This window comes from Haloferax sp. ATB1 (assembly GCF_000730175.1).
In genome coordinates this window covers 1-24554 of sequence record NZ_JPES01000089.1, presented here as the reverse complement: position 1 = coordinate 24554, position 24554 = coordinate 1, and the positions used below count along the sequence as shown (strand labels likewise).

18 protein-coding genes and 2 pseudogenes are annotated in these 24554 nt (G+C 62.2%); 9 read left to right on the top strand and 11 right to left on the bottom strand.

The genetic code is table 11. The features are described from left to right. Positions 1-94: 94 nt before the first annotated feature. Positions 95-520 (top strand): DUF5518 domain-containing protein, encoded by a 426-nt coding sequence (locus ATB1_RS15085; RefSeq protein ID WP_042665224.1) that lies wholly within the window; start codon positions 95-97, stop codon positions 518-520. A 674-nt stretch (positions 521-1194) separates the two neighbouring features. Here the strand turns inward: ATB1_RS15085 and ATB1_RS15080 are convergent. The 4 genes from ATB1_RS15080 to ATB1_RS15065 form a co-directional block, all read right to left on the bottom strand. Next, complete coding sequence (locus ATB1_RS15080) at positions 1195-2373, bottom strand: ABC transporter ATP-binding protein (RefSeq protein ID WP_082256452.1); 1179 nt, start codon at positions 2371-2373, stop codon at positions 1195-1197. Positions 2374-2427: 54 nt separating this feature from the next. After that, positions 2428-3318, bottom strand: a complete 891-nt coding sequence (locus ATB1_RS15075; RefSeq protein ID WP_042665222.1) for a carbohydrate ABC transporter permease — start codon at positions 3316-3318, stop codon at positions 2428-2430. A gap of 12 nt (positions 3319-3330) precedes the next feature. Next, entirely contained in the window at positions 3331-4299 is a 969-nt protein-coding gene (locus ATB1_RS15070; RefSeq protein ID WP_052368039.1) for a carbohydrate ABC transporter permease, read from the bottom strand. Between the two features lie 148 nt (positions 4300-4447). Next, positions 4448-5713: a mandelate racemase/muconate lactonizing enzyme family protein gene (locus ATB1_RS15065; protein ID WP_042665218.1), complete on the bottom strand. Its 1266-nt coding sequence runs from the start codon at positions 5711-5713 to the stop codon at positions 4448-4450. 213 nt (positions 5714-5926) lie between these two features. On the opposite strand from ATB1_RS15065, the gene ATB1_RS15060 reads away from it, so the two are divergent. Further along, complete coding sequence (locus ATB1_RS15060) at positions 5927-7189, top strand: enolase C-terminal domain-like protein (protein WP_052368038.1); 1263 nt, start codon at positions 5927-5929, stop codon at positions 7187-7189. A 185-nt stretch (positions 7190-7374) separates the two neighbouring features. Here the strand turns inward: ATB1_RS15060 and ATB1_RS15055 are convergent, their stop codons facing one another. Continuing rightward, a complete protein-coding gene (locus ATB1_RS15055) occupies positions 7375-8784 on the bottom strand; it encodes an extracellular solute-binding protein (RefSeq protein ID WP_206742060.1) in 1410 nt (469 codons plus the stop codon). Positions 8785-9470: 686 nt separating this feature from the next. Between ATB1_RS15055 and ATB1_RS15050 the strand changes: the two genes are divergently transcribed. From ATB1_RS15050 to ATB1_RS15040, 3 genes are all read left to right on the top strand, one after another. Further along, positions 9471-10235, top strand: coding sequence for an IclR family transcriptional regulator (locus ATB1_RS15050; protein ID WP_042665212.1), 765 nt, complete (start codon positions 9471-9473; stop codon positions 10233-10235). A gap of 186 nt (positions 10236-10421) precedes the next feature. Continuing rightward, positions 10422-11873, top strand: coding sequence for an aldehyde dehydrogenase family protein (locus tag ATB1_RS15045; RefSeq protein ID WP_042665210.1), 1452 nt, complete (start codon positions 10422-10424; stop codon positions 11871-11873). A 102-nt stretch (positions 11874-11975) separates the two neighbouring features. Continuing rightward, the gene (locus ATB1_RS15040) at positions 11976-12914 is read left to right on the top strand and encodes a dihydrodipicolinate synthase family protein (RefSeq protein ID WP_042665207.1); all 939 of its coding nucleotides are present in this window, start codon (positions 11976-11978) and stop codon (positions 12912-12914) included. Between the two features lie 140 nt (positions 12915-13054). On the opposite strand, the gene ATB1_RS15035 is transcribed toward ATB1_RS15040, so the two are convergent. From ATB1_RS15035 to ATB1_RS15020, 5 genes are all read right to left on the bottom strand, one after another. After that, positions 13055-14122, bottom strand: coding sequence for a mannonate dehydratase (locus ATB1_RS15035; protein WP_042665205.1), 1068 nt, complete (start codon positions 14120-14122; stop codon positions 13055-13057). Between the two features lie 240 nt (positions 14123-14362). Continuing rightward, positions 14363-15085: a ThuA domain-containing protein gene (locus ATB1_RS15030; RefSeq protein WP_042665203.1), complete on the bottom strand. Its 723-nt coding sequence runs from the start codon at positions 15083-15085 to the stop codon at positions 14363-14365. Positions 15086-15400: 315 nt separating this feature from the next. Continuing rightward, a complete protein-coding gene (locus tag ATB1_RS22080) occupies positions 15401-15556 on the bottom strand; it encodes a hypothetical protein (protein ID WP_157837757.1) in 156 nt (51 codons plus the stop codon). Between the two features lie 21 nt (positions 15557-15577). Beyond that, on the bottom strand, positions 15578-17518 hold the full coding sequence (locus ATB1_RS15025) for a hypothetical protein (protein WP_042665200.1): 1941 nt from the start codon (positions 17516-17518) through the stop codon (positions 15578-15580). 268 nt (positions 17519-17786) lie between these two features. Beyond that, positions 17787-18725 (bottom strand): dihydrodipicolinate synthase family protein, encoded by a 939-nt coding sequence (locus tag ATB1_RS15020; protein WP_052368037.1) that lies wholly within the window; start codon positions 18723-18725, stop codon positions 17787-17789. Between the two features lie 114 nt (positions 18726-18839). Here ATB1_RS15020 and ATB1_RS15015 point away from each other — a divergent pair, with 114 nt between their 5' ends. Both ATB1_RS15015 and ATB1_RS15010 read left to right on the top strand, forming a co-directional pair. After that, complete coding sequence (locus ATB1_RS15015; RefSeq protein WP_042665197.1) at positions 18840-19892, top strand: Gfo/Idh/MocA family protein; 1053 nt, start codon at positions 18840-18842, stop codon at positions 19890-19892. A gap of 91 nt (positions 19893-19983) precedes the next feature. After that, a pseudogene (locus tag ATB1_RS15010) lies at positions 19984-21226 on the top strand (mandelate racemase/muconate lactonizing enzyme family protein). Between the two features lie 16 nt (positions 21227-21242). Here ATB1_RS15010 and ATB1_RS15005 read toward each other — a convergent pair. Then, entirely contained in the window at positions 21243-22496 is a 1254-nt protein-coding gene (locus tag ATB1_RS15005) for a polysaccharide lyase family 1 protein (RefSeq protein WP_128081484.1), read from the bottom strand. A gap of 241 nt (positions 22497-22737) precedes the next feature. On the opposite strand from ATB1_RS15005, the pseudogene ATB1_RS15000 reads away from it, so the two are divergent. Continuing rightward, positions 22738-23873 (top strand): annotated as a pseudogene (locus ATB1_RS15000) (mandelate racemase/muconate lactonizing enzyme family protein). Between the two features lie 132 nt (positions 23874-24005). Then, the gene (locus tag ATB1_RS14995) at positions 24006-24455 is read left to right on the top strand and encodes a universal stress protein (RefSeq protein WP_052368035.1); all 450 of its coding nucleotides are present in this window, start codon (positions 24006-24008) and stop codon (positions 24453-24455) included. Positions 24456-24554: the final 99 nt, after the last annotated feature.

Genomic DNA, 24554 nt, shown 5'->3' with positions numbered 1-24554 from the left:
ACACGAGCGACTCGGAATCGGATTCGAAACTCCTCCCCTCGAGATCCAACCCTGCCAAGCTATATGAATTATTAGCTATCTTACATACGCGACGATGGTCTCGACTCCCCGATTCAGGCCCTTCTCCCCAGCATGGAACGCCGCGCTCATCGGTGTGATTGCCTCGCTCCCCGTTATCGCGGTTGTCAACTGGCTCCCAGAATCGGAGTCGACCGTCGGTGCCGGCATGATGATATTCGGCGCGTTCATTGCGGGGGCTGTCGCCGCAGTCCGCTCGACGGACCCGGACGCCGCCGGACTTCGCGCCGGCTTTCTCGGCGGCGTTCTAGAACTGGTCATATTCGCGGTGACGACGGGAACAACGGCGGCGTGGCCGCTGTCCAGAGTCGCGTTCTTCGCACTCGCCGCCGGAGCCGTTCTCTGTCTCGCCTCCCTGTTCGGTCTGGGCTGTGGGCGAGTCGGCGGGTGGGTGGTGCGTGCCGTCGCCTCACGGTGGAACCCGACTGCGAGTACGTCGTAGCTCTCCGCATCAATTTGGAAAACTATCATATTCCAAATATACATTTGAATCTGTCACCTTCTCAATTCACGACGCTCGATTCCGGGGTGGACCGCACCGAAGAATTTCCATAGCGACGAGGCTACTGCCCGTCCCGAAACAATGGAGCGATTTTCGTTCTGCGGCGGTGAACGACATCTGACGTGACTCTCAGTGCTCTTACTCCTCGAACCGCGATGCGTTCCCGAGACGGGAACTCCCGAAGCCGTTTCCCCCTTACAGTATCGTCTATCACTATTTAATTCTCGCGCTCAGAATTTGAATTTACATTGCATGTATATCTCAATATCTCTCCTCGTGAATTACACCTGTAGTAGTGTAATTATTGCTCTTGGAAACGCCCCTATCCGGTCTACAGTTATACTCGACCGAAGAACGATTCCTCTTGGGGGAACGATATCCCGCTAAGACGAAGCACGTCTCGCTCTCTTTGTCGCGTGACCCCCGAATTCAGCGGTTTTGACGCCGCTGTTCCCGCCTCGGTGAGCGACTACCAAGTTCGCGTTCCCTTGCTGGGTATGGGTCGTGACCCCGTGGCCTTCTCGGTACACGACCTCTGGTTGGTCCGTGTGGCCGTTACCGGTCGCTCCGAGAGGAACGCAAACGTGAAAATAGACGGCTGGAGGGGTGGCGACTTACCGCTGTATCTCGTAGACGAGCGTATCTCCCGTCGCCGCATCGAACAGGTGACACTTATCGAGATTGAAGTCAAGGTGCAACGCATCGCCGCGCTCGATGTTGGCGTCCGGCTCGACGATGGCCTTGTACTCGACGTTGTTGTTTTCCACGGTCAGGAAGAAATTCGATCCCATCTCCTCGACGACGACGACGTCCACGGTCGTGTGACTCGTATCGGTCTCGCCGGCTTTCTGCCTATCGACGGTGATGTCTTCGGGTCGGACGCCAAAGCGTGCATCGAATTCGCCCGTCCGGTCGAGTTCTTCTTGCATCCACTCCGGAAGCGGAATCGTAAACGCGTCCGTGGTTATCTCCTCGGTTTCGGTGTTGACCGTCGCATCGAAGAAGTTCATCGATGGACTCCCCATGAACCCGCCTACGAACTCGTTCGCCGGCTGGTCGTACACCTGCTGCGGCGGTGCGATTTGTTGGACCTCCCCGTCGTTCATGACGACGACGCGGTCGCTCAGGGTCATCGCTTCGGCTTGGTCGTGGGTCACGTAAATCGACGTTTTGCCGATCTTGTTGTGAAGCTTGTTGAGCTCCGTCCGCATCTGGACGCGGAGCTTCGCGTCGAGATTCGATAGCGGCTCGTCGAACAGGAAGACGCGAGGCTCGCGGACGATTGCCCGCCCGAGCGCGACGCGCTGTTGCTGTCCACCGGAGAGGTCTTTCGGCTGGCGGTCGAGGAGCTCTGGTATCTCGAGCAGGGCGGCGCTCTCTTCGACTCGCCGTTCACGCTCTTCTTTGGGGACGCCGCGAACTTTCAGCGGGTATTCCATGTTCTCGCGCACGGTCATGTGCGGGTACAGTGCGTACGACTGGAACACCATCGCGATGTCACGCTGACGCGGTGGCTGGCCCTCCACGTTCTCGCCGTTTATGACGATCTGTCCTTCGGTGATCTCTTCGAGGCCGGCCACGGAACGGAGCGTCGTCGACTTCCCGCAGCCAGACGGTCCGACGAAGACGATGAACTCACCCTCTTTGATGTTGATGTTCATGTCGTCGACGGCAACGACACCGCTTCCGCCGTCGTCGTACACCTTCGTCAGGCCGTCTATCTTCAGGAACGTCTCACTGCGGTTGATGCTCTCACTCGTCTGGTCGACTTCTAGCGTGTCTGTTTTACTCATTGTTGTGGGTGTGTCTGCGTGTACTTGTCTGGCTTGCGTTGTTTGTTCTCGTATCTATCCTTTAATTGCACCGGCCGTGAGTCCGCTGACGATGTGCCGCTGGAACAGGATGACGAACAGCAGTGCGGGGAGCATCGCGATGAAGCCCGCAGCCGCGAGGTAGTTCCAGAGGATGACCACGTCTTCGAGCATCATCATCGCCCCCACGGGAATCGTCTTCGAGGCCTCGGTGAACGTCAGGACGAACGCGAACAGGAACTCACGCCACGAGAACAGGAACGTGAGAATCGCGCAGGCGGCGACGCCCGGTTTCGCCAGCGGCAGGATGATGTCCTTGAACGTCTGGAACCGGGTCGCTCCGTCGATGTACGCGGCCTCGTCTAGGTCCGCCGGAATCGAGACGAAGTAGTTCCGCATCAGCCACACGACAAGTGGCAGGTTCATGTAGGTGTAGACCATGATGAGCGCGATTCGGGTGTCGATGAGCTCACCGATGCTGAACAGTCGGTAGAACGGGACGAGCATGCCGATCGGTGGGAGCAGACGAGCGCCGAGGATACCGATGAACACGTAGTCGTCGTACGGGAAGCGGAATCTCGAAAACCCGTACCCTGCGAGCGTCCCGAAACTCACGACCAGCACCGTCGTTACAATCGCGACGACGAGGCTGTTGAGCGTGAACATGTTGAACGCCCGTTGGAACCACAGGTCGGTGTAGTTCTTCCAGATTGGGTCTATGACCTCTACGGGGATGAAGTTCGGCGGGAACGCGTGAATCCCGCCCATCGTCTTGATACTGGAGACGAAGGTCCAGTAGACCGGGAACGTGAAATACAGGACGAGGGCCGAGAGCACCGCCGTGACGGCGTACTTCCCCGTTATGAACCGACCGATCTGTTGGATGATCTCGTATTGGCGGTTCGAACTTGTGAGTGACTCTTTCATTGACATTGTTGGTTATGCTGTTTCGAGGGCGTCCTCTTGGACTTGCAGGACGTAGATACTCACGAATATCAGCGTGATGATAATCATGATTATCGAGAGGGCTGACGCGTAGCCGAGTCGAGACTGCGTAATTCCGACGCTGTAGATGTACGTCGCGAGCACGCGAGTTGAGTTCGCGGGGCCTCCACCGGTCATCGCGAAGACGATGGAGAACGTGCGGAACGCGAACATAGACATGATGAGCAGGGCAATCGCCGCCTGCGGCTTGAGGTGCGGAAGCGTGATGTCCCGGAACTGCTGCAGGAAGTTCGCACCGTCGACCTTCGCCGCTTCGTAGAGGTCTTCGGGTATCGTTTGGAGCCCCGCCAAGAGGAGAATCGACGCGAACGGTGCGCGTGCCCAGGCGTCGACTACGATGATAGAGACGAACGCCAGCGTCGGGTCGGTAATGAACCCGAGGTTCTCGGAGATAAGCCCCAATTGCATGAAGATGCCGTTCACGATACCGTAGTCCGCGTGTAGCATGAACCGCCAGATGAGCCCTGTCACGACGAGGGGAACGGCCCATGCGAGCAGGATGAGTACGGTAAACGTACTTCGGACCCGCTTCGACATCACTTGGTTGATGGCGAGTGCGGCGGTCAGCCCGAGGAGGAACGCGACCGTCACGGACCCCAACACGTACATGACCGAATGCTGCAGAGATAAGTAGAACATCGGATCTTGGAACACCTGAATGAAGTTCTCTAATCCGATGAACTCGTCCGGACGGTACTGGTTAGTGATGTGAGTACTGGTCCACACCAGGTAACTCGTCGGGAGGAGCACGATCGCCCCGAGCAGCGCGAGCGGAGGCGTGAGAACGACAAACATGAACTTGTCGTTGATCCACTCCCGTATCGGTCCAACGTCTCCTGTTTCGTCCCCGCTGAAGAGGCCGAACCCTTCACGGATGTCTTTAGTAGTACTTCTCGAAGCCATCTGCGTGCTAATCTCTACCGTTCCCTATTATATCTTTTGTTAACAATTCATCATCGGACAGGTTCGAGACCAACACACTGTCTGCACCGGTGTCGAGAAACCGAGGTTGCGACGCCGCGTCAGCGTCGCACAAAGTGTTCGTCGATTCTTATTCTGGGACCGCCTCGTCCTCGTCGTGGTAGTGGAACTCGGTCCACGGACCGTCTTGGAAGGGGTATTTTTCGACGACATCCAAGTCTATCTCGATTCCGAGGCCGGGGTCGTCCGACAGCGAGAGTCGCCCGTCTTCGATATCGGGTTGTCCTTCGATGATGTCGAACGCGACGTCGTTTTGGTACATTCCGGGGTCGTGCTCGGCAGACAGCACGGGATCGTTCTCGAAGACCGGATATTCGAGCAGTCGGACCTCGGGTGCCGACGCGACCAAGTGCGCGTTTGCAATCAGTCCGAACCACGTTCCGAAATTGTGCGGGACGAACTCCATCTCCCGGCCTCGACTGAGTTCGATAGCCGCTTGACAGCCGCTGAAACCTCTGTGGTGCCGGACGTCGCCTTGGAGGAAGTCGACTGCACCGGTCTCTCCGAGTTTCACCAGTCCATCCGTGGATTCGCTCTCGCCGCCGGCGAGCGGAACTCCTTGCTTCGCCATCTCGACGTACCCCTCGTAGTCTTCCGGCTCGAGCGGCTCTTCGACCCAGTACGCACCCTGTGTTCCGGCGTGCTTCACGAGGTCCCGAACCGTCTCCTCGTCGTACCCGTCTTCGAGTTTCCACCACGTGTGCACGTCGAGCATTATCTCGGTGTCGTCGAGGGCGTCGGCGAGGAGCGAGACCGTCCGCCGGTCCTCGTCGGGGCCGATTCCGGGCCGGTATTTGTAGCCGAAGAACCCGAGTTCCTCAATCGTCTTCGCCTGCTGGACGTACCCCTCCGGTTCCATGTACATCCCGGCGCTCGCGTAAAGCGGGATGTCTGTCGGCGCGGCGCCGTCGTGGTCGTCGTACTGGTCCGCGAGTAGCTCGTACACCGGCGCGCCGAGTTCCTTGCCACGAATATCGTGGAGCGCGACGTCGAGCGCCGAGGCCGCTTCGGTCTTCGCCCGCTCCGGAAGCGGCAGTTCCCGAACGAGCGATTGCACGTCGGCCGGTTCTTCGACGGTCTCTCCGATGAGTTGGTCGGCGATGCTCTCGTTCACCACGTCGGCGAACGTCCCCTGCGAATCTCCCTCGAAGTACTCCCGCATCGCCGAGCTACTGGCCCCGGCCGTCGCGAAGCCACGTTCCCCGTCGGCGGTGTCGACGACGATGATGACGACGTCTCGCTTGTTGAGCCGTCGCATTCCACCGTGGAACTGGCGTTCCTGCGGCGGATCGATCGGCGATGATACTGCGTACGCCTGGATGTCGCGAATATCCATACCTAGTCCGCAACAGCACCTAACATAAATATTCGGGTAGAACCGGGCGTTCAGTCGGCACCCCGTGTAACAGTTGCGCCAAGCGGCGATACCCCGAACAAAAACTAAGTAATCGGTCTTCCTATCCTGTTTATCCGCGTTCGGGTCATAAACCTCGACTACGCGTTGAGACGGACACCCACTCCGCGGGTAGACACCGAGAAGATCAGATACATGAGCTCACCCACACGCGACACGCCTTCGAACGAACGACGTATCACCGACCTCGAAGTCATCCCGGTTGCACACACCGAACCCCCGCTTCGGAACTCCTGGGGCGCACACACGAACGTCGCCGCACGGACCATCATTCGACTCACGACCGCTGACGGACAAGTCGGGATTGGCGAGACGTACGGCGACCAGAAAATCATCGACGCACTTGAGCGCGCCCGAAGTCTCGTCGAGGGAATGAACCCTCACGCTCGGAAACCGCTCGAACTCCGGCTTCAGGACCCCATGACCTACGGCGCGCTGGACACCGCGCTGTTAGACATCATCGGCAAGGAAGTCGGCGAACCGGTGTACAATCTCCTCGGCGGGAAGGTCCGCGACGAAGTCGAGTACTCCGGATACCTCTTTTACAAGTACGAAACTGAGGCCCCCGACGAGTCGCATATCGCTCCCCACGCTGTCGATTCGCCGGAAACGATGGTCGAAGAGGCGCGGGCGTTCGTGGACCGCCACGGCTTTTCGACCCTCAAGCTGAAAGGCGGCGTGTTAGAGCCCGACGAGGAGGTTCGCACGTTGAAACGGTTAGCTGATGAGTTCGGCTCGGAGACCCCGTTTCGTATCGACCCGAACGGCGCGTGGAGCGTCGAAACGGCCTCACGCGTCGCCCGCGAACTCGAGCGTTCGGACCTCCGGGTTCAGTTCCTCGAAGACCCGGTCCCGACGATGAACGCCCACGCCCGGTTGAAGCGTAACACCTCGCTGCCGGTGGCGACCAACATGTTCGTGGTCGACTTCGACCAGATTGCGCCGGCGGTCCGGACTGATGCGGTGGACGTCATCTTGAGCGACCATCACTACTGGAGCGGTCTGACCGGAAACGTCCGTCTCGACGATGTCGCCGAGACGTTCGACCTCAGTGTCGGGATGCACTCGAACTCACATCTGGGTGTGAGTATGGCCGCGATGACACACGTCGCGGCGGCCATGTCGAACCTGCAGTACGCCCCCGACACGCACTATCCGTGGATGGTAGACGATGTCGTTTCGACGCCGTTCACGTTCGAAGACGGTTCGATTCCGGTTCCTGACGCCCCCGGATTGGGCGTCGACCTCGACGAGTCGAAACTCGAACGACTAGCGGAGCGCTACGAGGAGACGGACCCGTTGGCGTACTCCGACGTCAGTTCGATGGCTGCCGAATACGCCGCCGGCGAAAGCTCCGTGGGCCGGTCCGACTGGCTTCCGAACAAGCCGCGCTGGTAACCGTCGCCGTCGCTGTCCGTTTTCGAACTGGAGAAGACGAGACCGAAGAGAACGAGTTACCGCGACGTTCGTACCGTGTGGCTGGTCATGACTGACTACGCGGGTCCGTGATGTTGGGGCAGACGCGGCAGGTCACGTCCTCGGTTAGTGAGCTACGACTGGGTCTCGTCTTCGGCTAACATTCCTTAGTTTTGCTCCAAGATTCCGTCGATTTTCGACTGGGCTTCGTCCAGAGCCGCTTGGGCGGTCTTGTCCTGGAGCCAGACGCTCTGGAGTTGACTGATCAGCGCGTCGTACGTCTGAATCTGCTTCGGCCACAGTTCGACCTTGGCGATTTCGGCGTTCCGGCGGGCCTTTTCGCCGTGACGTGCGTCGGCCAGAATCTCGGTGTTCCACGCCTCTTTGTTCGCCGGGTAGTTCCCTTCCATGTCGTACTCTTGGGCGCTCGCAACCGCGCTCCGAGAGCCGTCCATGTACACCATTGCGGCCCGCTTCGCCTCCGGTGGTGCGGCCCGATTGACCGCAAGGAAGTCGGTGTTCATGTAGCTGACTCGCTCGTTCCCGGCGGATTTCGGGGGCAGTGCGACGTCGTACTTGTCGGTGTCGTCGCCCCACTCCTCGTAGGCGAGTTGCATCATCCCCGGCTTGCCGACGTAGCCCGCGAGCTTCCCGCTGAGGAAGAGGTCGGCGAGTCCGCCCTCCCCGTACTGGGCCACGTTGGGGACCAGTTCCTCGTCGATGAGCGTGCGCTGCCACTCGAGGGCTGCGACCGCCTCGTCGGAGTTCACGACGACCGTTCCGTCGTCCTGCACGAAGCTTCCTCCTCGCGACCACGTCATCAGGAGCCACGGGTAGATGGGGTAGCGGTTGCCCTTCCCCCACCACGCGAAGCCGAAGTAATCCTCACTGTGCGAACTCGCCTCTTCGCAGACTTCTCGGACGTCTTCCCAGGTCGACTCCTCCAAAAAGTCTCCCTCGAACCCGAGCTCCTTGAGCACTTTCGGACTGTAGTTGAACCAGTGTGCCTCGCTCAGCGCGACGCCGATGTAGGTGTGTTCGCCTTCGAGCGACGGGTCGATACCCGTGGTCAGCTGGTCCTTGAAGTAAGGCGGGAACAGGCCGTACGCACTATCGTCCCACAGCTCGTCGACCGGTTCTAGCCATCCTTCCGCGACGAAGTCCATGAAGAACTCCTGCGAGATCTGCATGAGGACCGGGTTCTTCGAACCGGCCGAAAGCAGCGTCCGCATCTTCGACACGGCGTTCGTCGACGGTACCGTTACCGGCGTCGTCTCGATACCAACCTGCTCTGTGAACTTGTCCGAGAACCACTCCGTGGCCGGGTCGTTCTTCATCGAACCGAGGTTCATCCGCTCGATACTCGACGCCACCTCGTTCTCGTCGTACTCCGGCGGTGTCCACTCCTCGCCGGTGATTCGCTCCACAACCGGACTGGGCGCGTTGATGTCGAGACTCCACTCACCGAGTGTCCCCGCCGGTCCCGGCGTAGACCCGTTCCCGCCGTTGCCCGAACTACCTCCGTTTCCGCTGTTCCCCGAGCTCGCGCCACCGAGACAACCCCCGATGGCTGTCACACCTGCAGCGCTTGTTAGACTTAGCAGTTTGCGGCGGGACAGCTTGCCATCTGGTATCATACGGATAAATGATGATATTGTAGGGTATTAAAATTTGGTATCTCGATAAAACTACGATTTTATTGCATACAATTTGTTTTCGCACGTGCGTCCGAAACGGCAATCCCGCTGCCCGATGCTGCTTGGCGGTACTCGTCCGGACCCGAGTCCTCTGAATGTGGTCCTTTGGACGATCTCGATTTGTGATTCATCGCCTGTTTGCTGTGTTCCACTATGAGTGGATTCACCGGCCTTCTACTAGTGTTCTTTCTTGACGAACAAAAATCCTGGTCCGCCTGATAAATGCGTGTAAATGTCTATCGTGGCTCTCTTTCGTGTCGGAGTAACTGATAATGGAGAGCCTTCAATTACAAACATATTTTTGTAATCCTCATCGGGTCTCTATCGAGATTCCACTTCTCTCCTGTGAGTGGACACCGAACTATGGGTGTAGAACGCTTGAAACAGCCAATTCTTTTCTCACGAACGGTTTTTGCCGACAATCCACAGTTCTACTGGCAAATCATATCGTGTCTCCTCATCCGCGCCGCTGCTCATCGGTTCCACCGAGAACGGTCTGTTCGCCTCTCTATCCGTTCTTTCTTGAAGAACAACTGTTATGATGTTCGACGGTAAACGCTGTCAGTATGGGGCGTAGCAGCTCAAGAACAATCGGGACATTGGAAAATGCGTGTCGTATTATCGGCGTTCTCCGCGAGACCGAGGGTGCCGGCGTGACAGAAATCGCCGACGAACTCGATTTTGCCAAGAGCGCCGTTCACGGGCATCTGGCGACGCTTCGAAGCGAGGGCTTCGTCGTAAAAGACGACCACACGTACCGGCTGAGCCTTCGGTTCCTCCAGATCGCTGAGGAAGTGAAAAACTACACCGCGGACCACACCATCGTCAAGGAAGAACTCGCGCAACTCGCTGAAGCCACCGGCGAGGTCGTCCACTTCGGGACCGAAGAGCAGGGTTGCGTCGTGTATCTCGCAAAGGTGCGGGGAAACGTCGCCGTCGAAACCGCGTCGAAGGTTGGCAACCGGATGCCCATGCATTCCACCTCTCTCGGAAAGGCCATCCTCGCCGAGATGCCGTCGGAACGCCGCGACGAAATCATCGAGCGACACGAGTTAACCAAGGAGACCGACCGAACGATAACCGACCCGGATGCGCTCAGAGCGGACCTCGAAGAGACCCGGGAACGAGGGTATTCGATCGACGACGAGGAGAACATCCGCGGCGTTCGGTGTATCGGTATGGCCGTGTCCGCCCCCGACGGTGAGGTCATGGGTGCGCTGAGTATCTCCGGGCCCTCGAAGCGAATGACCGACAAACGGATGCGCGACGAGCTTTACGAGCAGGTCGCGCAGTCGGCCAACGTCATCGAGGTTAACTCCCGATACTCTTGATGACCCATCTGTTGCCGCTCGAGCGGTGAGTCATCCTCGCGCCCCAGTCCGTGTTTGGGGGCTCGGTCGTCCCCGCGCGACTGATTCAAACCCGGTCGGCCGATGGGCTGTTCGCTCGACGAAAACGGGGCTCACGGCCGGTCCACCAAAACATTGGTAATCGGGGCTGGCGAACTAGCGGCCGCCATGGAACAAGCCTTTGGCAACTTCGTCAATGGAGAGTGGGTCGACGCTGAATCCGGCGACACGTTCGAGGTAGTGAACCCCGCGGACACTGCCGATGTCGTCGCTCGGTTTCAGCGCTCGACCGCCGCGGACGCCGAAGATGCAATCGAGGCGGCCGTCGCTGCACAGCACGAGTGGGCGAATCGACCCGGTCCGGAGCGCGGCGCCATCCTGAACCGTGCTTCTCAGGAACTCGCATCGCGGAAGGAGGAGGCGACCGAGATGCTCGTTCGTGAGGAGGGGAAAGCCCGGTCCGAGGCGGCCGGCGAGGTACAGCGCGCTATCGACATCTTCGCGTACTACGCGCAGAAATCGCTCGACCTCGGCGGCGTGGTCAAATCTCCGAGCGGGCGAAACAAGGAGTTATCTACCAAGCGAGAACCGCTCGGCACCGTCAGCATCATCACGCCGTGGAACTACCCGATTGCGATTCCGGCGTGGAAGCTCGCCCCGGCGCTCGCCGCCGGCAACACCGTCGTCGCCAAACCCGCGTCGGAAGCACCTAACTCCACGCGGATACTCGTCGAGTGTCTCGCCGAGGCCGGGCTTCCGGACGGCGTCGTGAACTTCGTCACCGGGCCGGGAAGCGAACTCGGCGCTCCGCTGACCACGCACGCGGAGATCGACGCGGTCTCGTTCACCGGGAGTACGTCGGTCGGGACCAGCGTCGCGCAAGCCGCCTCTGAGGGGCTCAAACGCGTTCAATGCGAGATGGGCGGGAAGAACCCGACCGTCGTCATGCCGAGCGCCGACATCGACGAGGCGGTCGAAATCCTCGGCGTCGGCGCGTTCGGGACGACCGGACAGTCCTGTACCGCCGCCTCCCGCGCTATCGTCCACGAGGACGTCTACGACGAGTTCGTCGATGCGATGGTGGAGTACGCCGAGGATATCGTGGTCGGTCCGGGTCTCGACGACCCAGATGTCGGACCGCACGTCTCGCAGGGAGAACTCGATTCGACGCTGGAATACATCGACATTGGTGTGGACGAGGGCGCGACGCTCGAAACCGGTGGCGAACGACTCGCCGACGGCGAGTACGACGACGGATACTACGTGCGTCCCGCGGTCTTCTCGGACGTAGATAACGACATGCGAATCGCACAGGAAGAGATATTCGGTCCCGTCCTCTCGGTCATCGAGGCGAGCGACTTCGAGGACGTGCTCGAACTGGCGAACGACGTCGAGTTCGGGCTCTCGGCGAGCATCGTGACGCAAGACCTGACCGAAGCGAACGAGTTCCTCGACCGAATCGAGGCCGGCGTCGCCAAAGTCAATGAGAAAACGACTGGCCTCGAACTCCACGTCCCCTTCGGGGGGTACAAACAGTCGTCTACGAACACGTATCGAGAGCAGGGCGATGCGGGCCTCGACTTTTTCACCGCCACGAAGACCATCTACCGGAACTACTGAGCGGTTCATACAGCCGGTATTTTTTGAGTTCAAGCGTCCGATGCCGTGCGAATTGTTCACTAGACGGTGGATTTATGCTCTGCTACGCTCACATCCGAACTGATGCCGTTAGCAGAAACTGTGGTTATGGAGCGACTGCGGGGTGTCGCCGCCGGACTCCTGACACCGTTCGACGAGCGTGGCGATATCGACTACTCGAAACTCGAGGGAAACGCGCGGTTACTTTACGATAGCGGCCTGCGCACGTTCCTCGCGTCGGCGAACATCAGCGAGTATCACTCGCTCACTCAGGGCGAGCGGATCAAATCGACCGAGACGAGCATCGATGCATTACCCTCGGACGCCTGTGTCCTCGCCGGCGTCGGCGGTCCAACGACCGAGGCGCAAGAGCTCATTGACGCCTACGACCGCATCGGCGTTGACGGACATATGGTGATGCCACCGGACCACACGTACGTCCACGAGCGCGGCCTGCTGTCCTACTTCGAGGAACTCGCGTCCGTGACCGAGACGCCGTTCGTGCCGTATGTCCGTGGGTTCGACCCCTCAGTCTCGTTCCTGGCGGACCTCACGCGAATCGAGAACGTCGTCGGTATCAAGTACGCCCTGAAAGACCCAATCAAACTCGGTGCCGCAATCAGTGCTGGCTCGGATGACGTGGTCTGGGTAAACGGCCTCGCGGAACCGTATGCTGTTAGTTACTGGAACGAGGGTATCGAGGGATTCTCCGCGGGCGTGAGCAACTTCCGGCCGGAAGTTGGTCTCGCGCTATTTGACGCGCTCACCGAGGAGAACTGGGAGCGCGCCCGGGAGCTTCGGAACATCTGTCTGCCCTACCAGAACTTCCGCGACCGGACCGGACAGAACAACAGCCTCAACGGGGCCATCAGCGTCCCGGCGGTGAAAAAGGGACTCGAACTCGCGGGTCTTCACGGTGGGGACGTCCGCGAGCCTATCCGCCCGCTTTCGTCCGAAGACGAGGCGGAAGCCGAGGAGATATACCAGCAGTTAGACGACGATATCGCCCGCCTCATCGACTGACTCGACTTGCGTCTTGAGCACCGCTAGCTTCCGTCCGTGTGGGATACCGCTCGGATTCCACATTCTCTCAATCCGAACTGTGTGGTGCCGTGAGGTGGGTTCTTCGAGCGTTTCTATGAGAATAGTCGCTAGCAGGGCGGTTAGTGCCTGTTCCGAACGGTGTCGACGACGCCGCGGAGGTACCCGATGGTGAAGCCACGCGCCCGGTGCCGCCAGTCATCGTCGCCTTCCATCTTCGGGACGTGGTCGGGGATGACCGCACCCTGATAGCCGACCTCGTCGAGCGTTTCGACGGCCTCGACCGTGTTGAAGTTCCCCTCGTCGACGAACGTCTCGTTGAACTTCGGAACCGTCCCGACGACGTCGCGGAAGTGGATGAACACGATCTGGTCGCGTTCGGCGAACCGACGAAGGACCTCCGTAACGTCTTCTCCCATCTGAGAGAAGCAGCCGAGACAGAGTTTGAGGCCGTGATTATCGCTCGGCACGTGTTCCATCGCGCGCTCGAAGTTCTCCACGTTGCGGAACAACCGCGGGATGCCGCCCATCGATTCGAGCACCGGCGGGTCGACAGGGTGGAGCGCCATCCGAACGCCCGCCTCCTCGGCGACCGGAATCACTTCTTCCAAAAACGCCTCATAGTTGGCCCAGAACTCCTCTTCCTCGTAAGCGCGGTCGAGTCCGGGCGCGAGTTCGTCGGGGTCGTCGAGTTCGTCGAGGTCGAACGCAGTGCCTTCGGCACCGCCGCGGAGTTCGACCGGCGTGGTCCGCATGGGCACGACGCCCCGCGGGTTCCACTGGTAGCCGAGAATCGGGATATCTGCCTCGCCGAGGTTGCGGAGAAGCGTCTTTATCTGTTCGAGGGCTTCCTCCTCGCCCTCTCGGCCGAACATGATGTCGCCGTAGAGGGAGTACGGAAGCGATTGAATGCCCGTGAGTCGCAGGCCGTGGGATTCGACCTGCTCCCGTGCGGCTCTGAGTTCGGCAGTCGAGGGAATCGAGTCGCGGCCGACCGCGACGGTGTCGCTGCCGTCTCGGTCGTTGAATTCGTCGGGTTCCTCGTCGGTGTCGGCGTGGTCGACGAAGATGTCGGTTGCACCCAGTTGTCGGATGTACTTGAGTCGGTGGTCGGAGAGCGTTCGGGTTCGCACGCCGACCCGGATATCGCTGTCAGTCTCTGTACTAACCTCTGGTACACTCGTGGCCATACCGGTAGTATCCGTCCTATGGAGATATAAAAATCGGGGGTCGGACCAGTTACGTCCGCTTTCCTACAGCGGTAACGAGGCAGTACCGCTGGGGACAAACGACTGGTGGACGACCATCTCAGAGACGGTCGTTTCGGGCACCGCCGTGCGAGAACTTCTCTAGCTTTCGAGGCCGAACCGTGACGTGTCGAAACTATTCCCGAGAGAGGAACGGGAATTACCCGAACCTCCCGAGTTTCCTCATTCCCCGACGGGTTCGAGCGGGTCAGTCTTCCCCCACCGCGCCGACGCGCCCTCGGTCGGCGTCGCCCACTCGACGGCGTTGTCGATGACTTGTTTGACCTCGTCTTGGTGGAAGATAGGGTACTCCTCGTGACCCGGTCGGAAGGCGAAGATTCGCCCGCGGCCGCGGCGGTAGCAGACGCCCGAGCGGAACACGTCGCCGCCCTCGAACCACGAGATGAAGACGGTTCTGTCGGGTTCCGGGATGTCGTAGGGCTCGCCGTAGGTCTCCGTCGCCGGGATGACGAACTGTTCGTCGAGGCCGTCGGCGATGGGATGGCCGGGATCCGCGACCCAGACGCGTTCGCGCTCGCCGCCGTGGCGGTATTTGATGTTGCAGGTCGTGCCCATCAGCCGCGTGAACGGCTTCGAGTTCTTCCCCGAGTGGAGCGGGATGAAGCCCATCCCCTCGTGGACGCGGTCGACGACGCGCTTCGCGACGGCGTCTGTCACCTCGTCGTTGGCGCAGTGGGACCACCAAACCAGTACGTCCGTCGCGTCGAGCGTCTCCTCGTCTAACCCGTGTTCGGGTTCCTGTAACGTCGCCGTCCGAACCTCGCGGTCCGGCCCCTCCAGATGTTCCGCGATGGTGCCGTGGATTCCCTTCGGATACCGCTCTGCGACCTCTGGTTCTTCTCGTTCGTGGACGTTCTCGTTCCAGACAGTGACTCGTGTCGGCATGCGCCATAGTGTTCGTCCCCGTTGATAAATTCACCTCCCGAGCGAGAGAGTGGGTCTCACTCGCTGCTCCAAACTGTTCCCCTGACGGGAATCAATTGTTAAGTGCCGACTTATGGGCTGTAGACGCAGAATATGAGATATTGTGGTTTTGAACACCGTGTCACGAGAGATTATGCTCGTTTCCCGAGCCGGAAAGGATTACGGACATATAGTTGTAATATATCGGCGGAACTGTCTCCCCGATATTCTTAACTCGGCTCTGTGAATCGTCCTCGATTAATAATTCCCAACAGGGGAACAGTTCCTGACTCGATTTCAGCTCTCGTGGGTCAACTCTCCCTCGAACCACTCGAAGCGAGCCTTATCAGTCGTTATCTGGACTGCCTGCCGGCTCATCTCGAATATCAGCGTTCCCGCAGAGAGAACAAAAAATACTATCTCGATTTTTCGTGCGCTTCTCCCGAATCTCACGCGGCGCCGTCGTGAGAGTTCCTACGACCCCGTCTCAGACCACGGGTGGTCGTAACTCGGGTCGTCGACGAAGCGGTCAAGTCCGGCCTGAAGTGACATTCGGCTTCCGGCGGGGAGCCGAACTCGGAGCGCGTCCGTACCTCCGTCGTCGGCCGCATCGGCGTCTGCTCCGCCTTTGTCGACACCACGCTCCACTCCGTCGGTCTCGACCGTAGTAAATCGGTGTTCGCCGTACGCGCCCGCTTGGACGACGACTTCCTCTTCCCTTGCTCCGGTGTTAACCAATGTCAGTTCGATCCCGTCTTTCGTCACCGACTCCACGAGCGCGGCAACGCCCGCCGGCAGTCCCGGCCGCTCCCTGCGGGCGTCGAAGTGCCGTACCTGCGCCATCACGAGGCCGCCGTAGTAGACGGGCTGAGGCGCTCCCATCGTGAGTTGGAGTAGCGCCTTGTGGAACGCGGGGTTCCGGTCTCTGAGGTAGTCCTCGTCCACGGTCGTCGGCTCGTTCCCCTCGGCGTCGAACAGGCGCAGTCGCTCGTCGACGTGCTCGCGCGTCGCTTCGAGGATTCGGTCCGGGTAGTCCGGGAACTCCCCGTCGAGGTAGGCGAGCCACGCGTACTCGTGGCCGTCGTCGTGTTTCGTCTTCGCGCGCGGGTCGACCCGCCGCCAGTCCTGCTTCCCCCAGTCGCGGAGCCGGCGGACCCGCTTTCGGTCCTCCTCGCGCATCGACATGTACCAGAGGTGGACCGCGTAGGGGTCGTCCGTGTGCGGCTGGAACTCGTACCAGCCGTCCCGCCACAGCACTTCCCCGTCGTCTTCGGTGAGGACGCCCGACGCGTCGTAGTGGTAGTCACCCTCGTCGCCGTACTTGTGCGGGATGTAGAGCGTGCTGTGTACGTCGTCTTCGGCCACCTCGATGCCGTTTTCGATGAGCACGTCGAGCTGGGACCGCGGGAAGTCGAGATACTCCCGGTCGCCTTCGAGCAGGACCGCGTTCTCGGCGGCGACCGTCGGTCCGATGCCGACGTAGTGCCACCCGCCCCACGACCAGCCGTAGTAGCCGCCGTACCACGACCCGTCTGTGTACTCGCCGATTTCACCGGAGCGCCCGACGTTGTCGGGGATGATGCCGCCGTTTTCGGCCGTCCGCTCCCGCCACGCGTCGAGGTAGTCGGTGACCCACTCGCGGTAGTCGTCGTCTCCCGTGTGGAGGTAGGCGTTCGTCATCAGGCTCGTGATGTTGAGGTTCAGCGGGATGTCGCCCTTCGCGCAGCGCTCGTTCAACACCTCGAACAGGCGCTCTTCGTTCGCCGGGTCGAGGAGGTCCGCGGCCTCGTCGAACTCGAGGTCCCGCCACGGGAGGCCGTGTCTGGCCCAGCGGTAGTCCGCGCCGTATGGGTGGTGTTCGTAGGCGGAGAAGTCGCAGAACTCCGGGCCCATGCTCCCGTTCATCGGCCCGCGAACCACCCGCTTTTCGGCGTCGTAGTTCCCCGTCTCCGAGTCGGCGGTGTAGAGCTCCGCGAACTTCCTCGCCCGGTCGACGACCGCGTCGTCGTCGGGCGCGGCGAGGCCCATGTTGTACGTGTAGAGGTTGCCCTCGCCGAGGTGGAACCAGTCGCGGCACTGTTCGAACTCGTCGACGACCATCGGATGGCCGAACGGCGTCTCCGTCTCCGCGCCGCGTTCGAGCGCGGCCTCGTACACGCGGCGGGCGTGGTCGAGCAGGCGTTCGTCGCCGCCCATCGCGTACACGAGCGGCCAGTTGTAGAACCCCTCGACCACGTCGTCGAAGCCGTCGACGCCCACGTGGTCGTCCGGCGGCCAGAACGGTTCCCCGTCGGGGCCGGTGTAGTCGTCGACGAACCGGTCGACTGCGTCGGCCGTCAGGTCGAAGAGTGCTCGCTGTTTGTGCGCCCACGTCGGCGGCCGAGTCGCCTCGGCGGTCGCTTCGAACTCGCGCATGCCAACATACCCCGCGTCTCGGGTGATGAATATTTGGGTCGCGCGAGTTACTGGGGTCCGGTCGTCCGGGCCAAGGCGAGCAGGGCGGCCGCGCTGTTGCCGCACCGCCCGCTTCAGTCGTCACTCTCCGCGCCGACATCGCGCTGTGGGCCCTCGTCGCTACTGCGGTACGGGCTACCGCAGTCGCTCTCGGACCGTCGGTCGGTCGGTGGTTGTCGTCGGTCGGCGGCTTCCGTCGGTCGCGTTTATCCTCTTCCGTCGTCCGCGTTCAGTCGATGAGGCGCTCGATGTCGTCGTCGAGTTGGTCGTACAGTTCCTCGGCGCGGCGCTCGTCTTCGGCCGACAGCGACCGAATCGGCTCGCGGACGTCCCCGCCACGTAGGCCGGCCAGTTCGAGGCCTTTCTTCACCGCCGGGACGCTGATAGCCCCGTTGAGGCTGTTGTTCTGTCCGGTCCGGTCGCGGAAGTTCTGGTAGGGCAGACAGATGTTCCGAAGCTCCCGGGCGCGCTCCCAGTTCTCCTCGGTGAGCGCCTCGAACAGCGCGAGACCAACTTCCGGCCGGAAGTTGCTCACGCCCGCGGAGAACCCTTCGATGCCCTCGTTCCAGAACGAGACGGCGAAGGGCTCCGCGAGGCCGTCCACCCAGACCACGTCGTCGCCGGTGGCGCTGGCGGCCGCGCCGAGTTTGACCGGATCTTCGATGGCGTACTTGATGCCGACCACGCCGTCGAGCCCCGCGAGGTCGCGGAGATAGTTGGTTGACGGGTCGAAGCCCTTGACGTACGGCACCAGCGGGGCCGACGAGGCCTCGGCGAGCTTCTCGTAGTAGCGAAGCAGCCCGCGCTCGTGGACGTACGTGTGGTCCGGTGGCATTATCATCATCCCGTCGACGCCGATGCGGTCGTAGGCGTCGATGAGTTCCCGCGCGCCCGCCGTGCTCCCGCCGACGCCGGCGAGGACGCACACGTCGGACGGGAGCGCGTCGACCGCCGTCTCCGTCACCGCGATTCGCTCCTGCTGGGTCAGCGAGTGGTACTCGCTGATGTTCGCCGACGCGAGGAACGTGCGGATTCCCTCGTCGTAGAGCGTCGTCGCGTTCGCTGCCAGTTCGTCGTGTTCGATGTCGAGGTCGTCGTCGAACGGGGTGAGGAGCCCGGCGGCGACGCCGCGCAGGTGCTCGCGCACACCGCTCTCTGCGAGTGGCATACCCGAACCACCGGGTACTCGCGCATAAAATCTTCGGACAGGGGGGTCGCGAGCGACGCCGAGCGCCCGCGGACCGTCACAACAGTTATCTGCCCCATCTCTGTAGTCGCACCCATGCCGCGTCAGACAGACTCGTCTCCAATCGCCGTCGGAGTCGTCGGCCTCGGTAGCCTCGGCCGTCGGCTCTGTCAACAGTTCGTCGAACTCCCGCGGTCGGAACTCGTCGCCGTCTCCGACGTGGACCCCGACGGTCTCGCCGAGGTCGGCGACTCCTTCGACGTTCCCGAGGCGCACCGCTACCGGTCGTTCGAGGCGTTCCTCGACTCGGCCCCGATGGACGCCGTCGCGGTCGCGACGCCCAACGGCCTCCACTACGAACAGACCTCTGCCGTGTTGGACCGCGGCCTCCACGTCCTCTGCGAGAAGCCGCTCGCGACCGACGCCGAGGAGGCCTACGAACTCACGACCCGCGCCGAGGCGAGCGACCAAACCGTGATGGTCGGCTACCAGCGACACTTCAACCCGGCCTACAAGCGCGCCCACGACGAGTGGGCCGACGGCGACCGCGTCCCGCGATTTATCACCGGCGAGGTGACCCACGACTGGCAGTCCTACTACGAGAAGGAAGACGACTGGCGGATGAACCCCGAACTGAGCGGCGGCGGCCACCTCCTGAACGTCGGCACCCACGTCATCGACGCCATCCTCTGGACGACCGGCCTCACGCCCACCCACGTCAACGCCTACGTCGACTTCCACGACGACGAACAGGTGTTCGACCGCCAGTCCTCTATCATCATCGAGTTCGCCGAGGGCGCGGTGGCGAACGTCTCCGACACGGGCGTCGTCGCGCGGACCCGCGAGCACGTCCACATCTGGGACGACGAGGGCGCGATATACCTCGAAGGCCACGAGTGGGACGACCGGACCGGCTACGTTATCGACGATGAGGGGACCGAACACCACCCCTACGACGGCTACGAGCGGTGGCTGAGCAAGGGTACCGCGTTCCTCGACGCGATAGAGACCGGCGAGACGCCGCCCGCGACCGCCCGCGACGGCCTCAAGGCGGTCCTCATCACCATGGCGGCCTACGAGTCGGGCCGGCGGAACGAGCGCGTCGCCCTCGACGAACTCTACCCGTTCGCGTCCGACGTCTTCCAGTAGCGCGCCGCTCTTTCTCCCGGTTGTCTTCGCTCCCTCCCCGAGTCCCGCTTGCGAGGCGGAGTTTTATCGTGGTGGCCGAGTCTGTACAGGTATGCGAATCGCGACTGTCAGCGGATACGCTCTCTCGTCACCCATCGAACCGCCGCAGGACCGCCCCTTCCACGGCGGCGTCCGACGCCTCCTCAAACGCGACGTGGTGCTCGTCGTCGTCGAATCGGCCGACGGCACTCCGCGGCATCGCCACCGCGGGCGCGAGCAGTTCCGCGATGCGGGAGTATTTCGAGGGCGACTCGCAGGGAACCTTCGCGGACGTGGTCAACGGGGCCGTCGCCGACGCGCTCGAAGGCGAGACCGTCAAGGAAGTCGAAGACGCCCACGCGATACTCTGCGACACCGACCTCCCCGACCGACTCCGCCACGAGGCCATCTCGGCGCTCGACGTGGCGCTGTACGACATCCGCGGGAAGCAGGTCGGCGCGCCCATCTACGAACTGCTCGCCGACGAGTACGGCACCGACCCGACGACGGAGATGCCCCTGTACGCGAGCGCCGGGATGTACATGGAACCCGAGGGGTACGCCGAACAGGCGGCGACCATCCGCGACCTCGGCTTCTTCGGCTACAAGTACCGACCGGGCATCGGCCCCGACGGGGACCGCCGGACCATCGAACTCCTCGCCGACGTCGCGGGCGACATGGAGGTGATGCTCGACGTGCACACGTGGTGGAAGATACGCGACGGCTACGACCGCGAGACGGTCGAAGACCTCGTCACCTTCGCCGCCGAGCGGGACTGCTACTGGGTCGAAGAGCCGGTCTCGCCGGACGACCACGCCGGCTACGTCGACCTCGCGGAGACGGGTGCGCCGCTGGCCGGCGGCGAGAGCGAACCGACGCCCGAGGGACTCGTCGCGCTCGGCGAGACCGACGCGGTGGACTTCCTGCAGGGCGACGTTCGACACCACTGCGGCTACACCGGCTGTCGCCCGGCGGTCGAGTCCTGCGTCGGCCGCGACGTGGAGTTCGTCCCGCACAACTTCGGGACGTGGGTCGGCCTGCTCGCCAACGCGCATCTCGTCGCGGCCGCGCCCGAGGTGTCGCTCCTCGAATACCCGGTCTTCGAGAATGACCCGCTCCTCGACGCCGAGACCGACCCCGGAATGTACCCCTTCGACCTCGCGTTCGACATCATCGAGGGCCAACCCGCCGTCGAGGACGGCGTCCTCTCGCTGTCCGACGAGCCGGGACTTGGCATCGAGGTGAACCTCGACGTGCTCGACGACTACCCGTTCCGCGACGGGCCGTGGACCGAGTTCCACTACGACGACGAGTGAGATGAACGCTGTGGCGTCACCGTAACTCCGCTCCCGGCTGTTCGACCCGTTTCGCGTGGGATTCGAGCCACTGTCGAAGCCCGCCTTCCGGGACGTTCAGTGACCGATTATTCACCGTCAAGTTGGGGTAGCCGCCGACCTCCTCTTGACTATCGATGATTTCTCCCGTCCCGTTGATGACGTTGGCAATGATACGTTGGTCTTGGTCTGTCCTGTCTGCGGGACGCGCGCCCCCGTATGTGGACTGGTGTTCCATCACCGCGGAAGCGGGCAGGAGGGCTAGCCCTTCGGGCCAGAGGGGCCGCTGCGATAGTCGTTCGTCCACTGCTGCAGGCGGGGTCTCCGGCGCGGTGTAGTTCCCCTCGTAGTAGACGTGGCCGAACTGGATGTAGTGTGACCCGATTCGAACGTACGCATTGTTCTCAACCGCGGATCGCGCCGGTGTGTCCTCACACTCACCCGGACCACCAAAGCTGGTGATCCAGTCCGTGGCGTGGTAGATGACGTTATTCGCGATAACGGTCGTCGTCCCCCCCTTCGGTGCCGGGTTCCGTCCCGTATTGTGCGCCCATACGTTCCCCACCATCGTGACGTTCTTGGCGCAGTCGCCGACAAGCGTCCCGTAACCGTGTTCTCCTTTGGTGTGGCTCGAGTCGTTGAGCGCTTCGGCGATGATGCAGTTCGACACTGTCGTATTTCGGGTTCGATACCCGACTGATAGTGTCTCGTCTACCGCCCAACTCGTCGAACAGTGGTCGATGACGTTGTTCCTCGTGTCGTCACCAGTGTGCATCGCATCTGGTTCCCAATCGTCACCCTCCTCAGCGCCGGCATCGCCGGGCCGGACTCGAAGATGCTGGACGACACAGTCGTTCGCCTCGATGTAGAGACCCCCTCGAACGAGGGTCACACCCGGCGATGGAGCTGTCTGCCCGGCTATCCAACACTTGTCGTCGGTGACTTCGAGCGACTCCATTCCGAGGTCGATGGTTCCGCTGGTCTCGAACACGACAACGCGCGGTCCGCTCCGGTGGACCGCGTCTTCGAGGGCCTCCCGCGTGGGCTCGGTCACCTTGTACACCGGCGTGTCGTCGTTGAGCCATGGGGCCGCATCGGCGAAGCCGTCGTCTGGGTCGAAGTGTGACCCGGCGGACGAGCCGTTACGTCCGGAATCGTCCGCTGCTGCGGCTGAGTCGGCCGCGAGAAGGGCCGAACTCCCGATAGTTCCGATACCAATCGCTCTCATGAACTGCCGTCTGTTGTGTGTCATGGTAGCTAACGTGTGGCATGATTGCCAGCGATTAGTCATTCAGAAGAAATTTAATAAATTTAATGGCTATTTGACAGTATCTGCTCGCACTCCTCGGGCCGAACATACCGAAAACGAATGTAACCGGCCCGAGCACCTCGATCGTCTCGCTCCCGCCTCCGCCACGCCGGTGGGCTGCTGATGGGTCGCCGGCGGATCGCTCGTCACAAGCTATATTGTACCGGTCCGCAGTGTAGCGGACATGGAGATAACCGACATCGAAGTCATCCCGATATCGCACCGCCTCCCCGACGGCGAGGGCCTCGGCGACGCTCGCGGGTTCGGCCACGACAGGGCGACGACGCTCATCCGCGTCGACACCGACACCGGCGAGGTCGGCTGGGGCGAGGCGTTCGCGCCGGGGAGCGTCGTCGCGCCCGTCGTCGACGAGTTCTTCCGCGACGACGTGGTCGGCATGGACCCTTCGACGTGCGGCGACTCGCCGAGGAGTCGTACACCGACCCGTACCACTTCGGCGGGAGCGTCTTCGTCCAGAGCGCCCTCAGCGGCATCGACGTGGCGCTGTGGGACCTCGTCGGCAAGGCGACCGGGAAACCCGTCCACCGACTCCTCGGCGGAACGCCCCGCGAGACGCTCACCGCCTACGCCTCGACGATGTACTTCACCGAGGAAGACCGAGACATCGCCGAGCCGATTCGCGACGCCGTCGACGAGGGCTTCTCGGCGGCCAAGATAAAAATCGGCAACGGCACGGACTCCGACGTGGAGCGGGTTCGAACCGCCCGCCAACTCCTCGGCGACGACGCGCGACTGATGGTCGACATCAACGGAAACTACCGGCCCCGACAGGCGATTCGCACCGCGAAGGCCATCGAGGAGTTCGACATCACGTGGATGGAAGAGCCGGTCCCGCCGGAGAACCTCTCGGGCTACCGCGAGGTCAAACGCGGCGTCGACGTGCCGCTGGCGGCCGGCGAGGCGCACTACGGCCGCTTCGAGTTCAAGCGCCTCGTGGACGACCGGACGGTCGACGTGGTCCAGCCGAACCTCGGTCGGTGCGGCGGGCTCTCGGAGGCGAGCCGCATCGCCGACCTCGCCAGCACGGAGAACGTGGCGGTCCGGCCCCACATCTGGAACAGCGCTGTCGGCCTCGCCGCGGCGGTCCAGTTCGCGGCGTCCGTCTCGGACTACCCGCACACCCGACACGTCCCGGACCCGATGATGGTCGAGTTCGACCGGAGCGAGAACCCGCTCCGCGACGAGATTCTGCGAACCCCGTTCGACCCGACCGGCGGCGAGGTGGACGTGCCGCAGGCCCCCGGTCTGGGCGTCGAAATCGACGAGGACGCGGTCGAGCGGTACCGAGCCGACCGCTGAGCGCGGGTCGCTCGTTCGTCTCCCTCGCTCGTCCCCCTCGGTCACCGCGCCGCCGAATCGACGCCTCCACCCCGTCTCGCGGGATAGTTTTATGCGCCGGAGCACCGTTGCACCGGTATGCAGTCATCGCTAGTGGTAGTCGACAGTGCGGACTCCAACGAACGCCTCCTCGCCGAGGCCGGACAAATCGCGGCCGGTACGGACACGCCGCTCGTGCTCCTCACGCGCGTCACCGAGGACGAACTCGTCGAGAACGCCGAGACGTTGCAGGCGATGAGCGACGCCGCCAACACGTCGCTGGAGTCGAACTCCGCCCGAGAGGTCGCAAACCGATTCGCGTCGCAGGCCGCCGACGAGGCGTTCGAATCGCTCGACGGGACCGTCGAGTACGACGCCGTCAGCGTCGTCGCCGAGGAGAGCGAGTTCGCCGAGGAGGTGATTCGCGTCGCCGACGAGCGCGGCTGTGACCACGTCTACGTCGCCGGGCGACAGCGCTCGCCGACCGGCAAGGCGCTGTTCGGCGACACCGCACAGCGCGTCGTCCTCAACTTCGACGGGCCGGTCACCATCCTCACCGAGTGACGGAGCGACCGGACCCCCGGAAACGACAGCTATTTGCGACCGCGATTCGTCACGTGTTATCACATGTATCAGCTGTCGGAGCAAGCGGAGCCTGTACCG